Raw genomic sequence first — 4,695 nt, forward strand, 5'->3', positions numbered from 1 at the left:
GCGGAATGAAGGGCAAAGTACTGGAAAGCATGTGCCACGGCCTGCCGATGGTGACGACCTCGGTCGGCGTGCAGGGGCTGGCTGGCGCGGAGTTTCTGCCACATGCCGATGCCCCAGCCGTGTTGGCGGACAATATCTGCCGCCTGTTGGAGGATGACGCGCATTGGTGTGCCACCTCGCGCGCGGGCATCGACTTTATCGAAGCGGAATATTCGCAAGCTGCGCTATGGCGGGTACTGGATGCACAGCTGGCGAAGGCGTCGGGGCGAACGATACGAGCAGCATAAGCGGCAACCGCAAGGGGTGTGGCAGTATCGTGACGGGTAGCTTGGGGGGGGTGAGCATGGGGCGTGGTATACGCGGGGTTGTGGGTGCAGTTGCGCTTTACATGCTTGTGGGCTGCAGCAAGCTGGTGAGCTTGCCGCAAGACCATCTGCCGGTGCCGGCCGACTACCAGCCGCTGCGCGCCAAGGATATCGGTGCTCGTACCGATTCGGCAGCGACTACTGGCACGGTGGCCGCGCCGTCAGTCGTCGGTTCGACAGCGATGCCTGGGGCCACATTGCAAGTCAAACCAGATGTCATTCCAGGGTGTGACCCATTGGCGAAGATCGCGGCGAAAATACACTGGCAGGTGACCGACGCCGCCATCACTCGGGTGACGCTGGAAATCAGCGAGGATCCCCATTCGGTGCGGAAGTTGTTCGCACAAGGAGGGGCCAACGGCGAGGCAACCACAGGGAACTGGGTCGCGCAGGGAATGCAATTTCATCTACTTGATGCTGCCACCGGAAAGGAGCTTGCGACCCATGTCGTCATCCATCACCCCTGTCGTTGAGCGGCGGGGCACAGTGAAGCGTGATGCTTCGATACACGGCCTGAGCGATTTGTGATGCGCGAATCCATGGCACAACGTGCGCTGATCGCAACGGTCACCAGCGGGGCGGTGCTGCTGGTGCTTGCGTTGGCTTGGCGACTGCGCTTGTTTGCCGAAATCAATGCGAGCTGGTGGTGGCTGCTGGGCGTTGCAAGTGTTACCGCTATGCTGGGGGTAACCTATGCGCAGGCAGGCCATGCGGGTTGGCGGCATCCAGCGCGATGGTTGACCTTGGCAGGGATGCTGGGCGTGGTGGCCTACGCCGGAATCGCCACGATGCTTGCCTGTTTGTTGCTGATGCTGTGTGCGGCAGCACTTGCCCCAAGGTCGCCGGGAGCAAAGCAGGCATCCGAACCGGCATCCAGGATCGTCATCGGACTGGCGGTACTGGTGGCATTGGTCGGCTGGCTTCTGCCGTTTCCGATCCACACCAGCATGGGCTATCGCGGCATTGCCGTTGCGATCTGTGTAGTGCGATATCAATCCGTGCTGGCGCATTGCAAGGACATGTGGCAAGGCTGGCGTGGGTTGGAGCAAGAGGCCGGCAGCTGGCTGGTATTAACCGTCGTGGTCACCTGCCTGGCCGGACTGGGGTTGTGGTTGCCGAGCGTGAGCTATGACGACAACACCACCCATCTGACCCTGCCCTACCAGTTGCTGCGGGATGGCTATTTTCATTTGGATGTGTCCGGCCAGGTCTGGGCGTTGGCACCCTGGGGCAACAACATTCTGCATGCGATCGCGGCAATGCTCGCGGGATCTGAAGCGCGGGCGGCGGTGGATTTGCTATGGCTACTGCTGGGCGTGCAGGGAGCTTGGCAACTGGCGCGGGCCATGGGGGCATCGGTACGGGTCGCGCTAGCGGCGGCGGCGTTGTTTGCGAGTCTGCCATTGACCGGCTATTTCACCACCACCATGCAGGTGGATGGCGCATCTGCAGCGGTCCTGATGCGATTTGCCGCAATGTTGGCGGTGTCGGGTAGATCGCTCCCGCCGCTCCTGCCAACGGCGGCACTGTTGGCGCTATTGGCTGGCTTGAAGGCAAGCAATGGCGTGTATGTGTTGCCCGCATTGGGCTGGTTGGCTTGGTTGGCGGTGCAGCAACGGCAATGGCGCTGGTTGCTGTCGATGTTGGGGCTGACGGTGTTGTTGGGAGGATCCAGCTATGTCTATGCGGCATGGGTAACCGGCAGCCCGCTGTTTCCGCTATTCAACGCAAGCTTCAAGTCGCCGTATTTTGCAACGATCAATTTCATCGACCAGCATTGGATGGCCGGGGTGACTTGGCGATCGTTGTGGGATATGACCTTTCATAGCGATCGCTATGGCGAACACTACCCGGGTGCGTTCGGGATTGCCTTGCTGGCGCTGCTTCCAGCGCTGGTGATCGAAGTTGTGCGGCGACCGGCATCACGGGCCATCGCAGTATGGTTTGCAGCTACTGGGTTGCTATTGTTTTTGCAGATCCAGTATCTGCGCTACGTGTTCCCGGCTACCGCGATTCTGGTGGTGATCGGAGTGTTGGGATTGGCGCGAGCATTGCCGGCAAAGCTCTTTCCTGTGGCGCTGTCGGCGTTGCTGGTGGCTAATCTTGCGCTAGTGCCGACCACGGTGTGGTACATGCACGATGATGTGTGGGCGCTATTGCTGCGCCAAGGCCCTGCAGCACGCGCCGCCATTGAAGCCAGCCGTGCTCCGGAGCGCGTGGTGTTGCGGCGGATTTTGATGGCTTCGCCACAGGCCTGCATCCTGATGACCGACAAGCGCGCTCCGTTCGCTGCAACCGCCGCTGGGCGTGCCGTAACCACCAAGAAAATCCAGGATCCACGTGTGGGTAACACTGCCGCCTGGGCCGATGAGGATGCGAGTGGTCAGCGTTGGCAGCAGACATTCGCGGTATTGGGCAGCTCGCATGTAATGACCACGCAATCCCCTTCCTTGCCACTGCGCACCGCTTTGCAGCAGCGTGGATTTGCGGTCATTGATGCCGAAGGTGCGGTGCGGGTTTGGGCTGCAGCAGACTCACAGGCGCGCATCTGTCGGGGGCAGTTGGAAACCGTGCGTGACGAAGCACGCCGTCATTTTCAATTTGGGAGCCATTGATGAGTGCTGGTCAAGATTGTGCGCATGCAATCGCAGTGGTGATTCCTTGCTATCGCGTCGCCGACAAGATCCTGGGTGTACTGGCCGGTATCGGGCCGGAAGTAACGCGCGTGTATGTGGTGGATGACGCTTGTCCGGAAGGCTCCGGTACCGTGGTGCAGGCACGTTGCACAGACCCGCGGGTGGATGTGATTTTCCATGCCCACAATCTTGGTGTGGGCGGCGCGGCCATCAGTGGCTACCGTCGCGCGATTGCCCAGGGCGCCACCATCATCGTCAAACTTGACGGCGATGGGCAAATGGATCCGGCGCAGTTGCCGCGCCTTGTTTCACCGATTCTGTCGGGGGCCGCCGATTACAGCAAGGGCAACCGGTTTTACGACTTGCGCTATATCACCCGCATGCCGATGGTACGGATGCTGGGCAATGCCGCACTGTCCTTTTTGAATAAGTTCTCGACCGGCTATTGGGATATCTTCGATCCCACCAACGGATATACCGCAATTTCCGCGGAAGTCGCGGCGATGCTACCGCTTGATCGGATCAGTGAGCGCTATTTTTTCGAGTCGGACATGTTGTTTCGCCTGGGTACTTTTCGCGCAGTCGTGCGTGATGTGCCGATGGACGCGCGCTACGCCGATGAAGTGAGTAACCTGCGCATCGGCAAGGTGTGGCCGGAATTTCTAGGCAAGCATCTTCGCAATTTCGCCAAGCGACTTTTCTACAATTACTTTCTGCGTGACGTGTCTGCCGCATCGCTGGAATTGGTGGCGGGAATTGGCCTGCTGCTGTTTGGCGTAGCGTACGGCGGTTGGCATTGGTGGTTGTCGGTGAGTACGGGGCAGGTCGCGGCCACGGGCGTGATCATGTTGGCGGCAATGCCGGTGTTGATTGGCCTGCAACTGCTGCTGGCGTTTCTGTCACACGATATCGCCAGCGTACCGCGTATCGCGCTCAGTAACGTGCCGTCCGTCGAGATGCCGATGTCTGTCGCTGACGGACGCCACCCATGAGCAAACCATCAAGCCACTCGGATGGGCGTGCGTTGCAACCAGCCAACGGCGAAACCAGTATCGCGGCACATCTGGCCAGGCGCAGCGACAACTTCCTGTTGTTGCGGATTTTCGCCGCGCTGGCGGTGATCTACGGCCACAGTTTCGCGTTGACCAAGCCCGGTGATTTGGGCGACATGTTTGTCCGTAGTGGCTGGCCGATGTACAGCGGTGATATGGCGGTAGCGATGTTTTTTGTCATCAGCGGCTACATGGTCTCGGGCAGTTATTTGGTACGTGGCGACTTGTGGGAATTCACCAAAGCACGGTTGTTGCGGATCGTTCCGGCATTCGCATTGGTGCTGGTGGTGTGTGCTTACGGCATCGGCCCATTGCTGTCCAATCAACCGATGGGCGATTATTTTCGCGACCCTGCGGTGGCGGCCTATGCGTGGAAGAACTTGCGGTTCAGCTCAGATATGGCTTGGCAGTTGCCGGGTGTATTCCAGGGGCAGATGCGCGATGCCGTGAATGGCTCGATCTGGACCTTGCCAGCCGAGATGCGCATGTATGTGCTGACCGCCGCATTGGGGGTGTTTGGGTTGCTCACGCAACGCTGGCTAGGCACCGCCTGTATGTTGCTGCTGGTGGTATTGGGGATCACCCGTCCGGAATACATCCCACTGCATCCGGACTGGTTCCGATTGGCTGGTTTTTTTGCGG

The 4,695-nt window shown here is 59.9% G+C and carries 5 protein-coding genes; all 5 read left to right on the plus strand.

Features of this window, described 5'->3' with window-relative positions; genetic code table 11:
• Positions 1-287, plus strand: a 287-nt coding sequence (locus QWB57_RS10355) for a glycosyltransferase (RefSeq protein ID WP_288969441.1), incomplete at its 5' end; no start/stop codon positions are given.
• Positions 288-412: 125 nt separating this feature from the next.
• Positions 413-838 carry a hypothetical protein gene (locus QWB57_RS10360; RefSeq protein WP_288969443.1) on the plus strand — a complete coding sequence of 142 codons (426 nt, stop codon included), beginning with the start codon at positions 413-415 and terminating at the stop codon, positions 836-838.
• 54 nt (positions 839-892) lie between these two features.
• Positions 893-2,980 (plus strand): hypothetical protein, encoded by a 2,088-nt coding sequence (locus tag QWB57_RS10365; protein WP_288969444.1) that lies wholly within the window; start codon positions 893-895, stop codon positions 2,978-2,980.
• Positions 2,980-3,993, plus strand: coding sequence for a glycosyltransferase family 2 protein (locus tag QWB57_RS10370; RefSeq protein WP_288969445.1), 1,014 nt, complete (start codon positions 2,980-2,982; stop codon positions 3,991-3,993). Before QWB57_RS10365 ends, QWB57_RS10370 begins: the two co-directional genes overlap by 1 nt.
• A partial coding sequence (locus tag QWB57_RS10375) for an acyltransferase (protein ID WP_288969446.1) occupies positions 3,990-4,695 on the plus strand: 706 nt, incomplete at its 3' end. The genes QWB57_RS10370 and QWB57_RS10375, both read left to right, overlap by 4 nt.

It is taken from the genome of uncultured Thermomonas sp. (assembly GCF_937872235.1).
GTDB classification, from domain to species: domain Bacteria; phylum Pseudomonadota; class Gammaproteobacteria; order Xanthomonadales; family Xanthomonadaceae; genus Thermomonas; species Thermomonas beijingensis.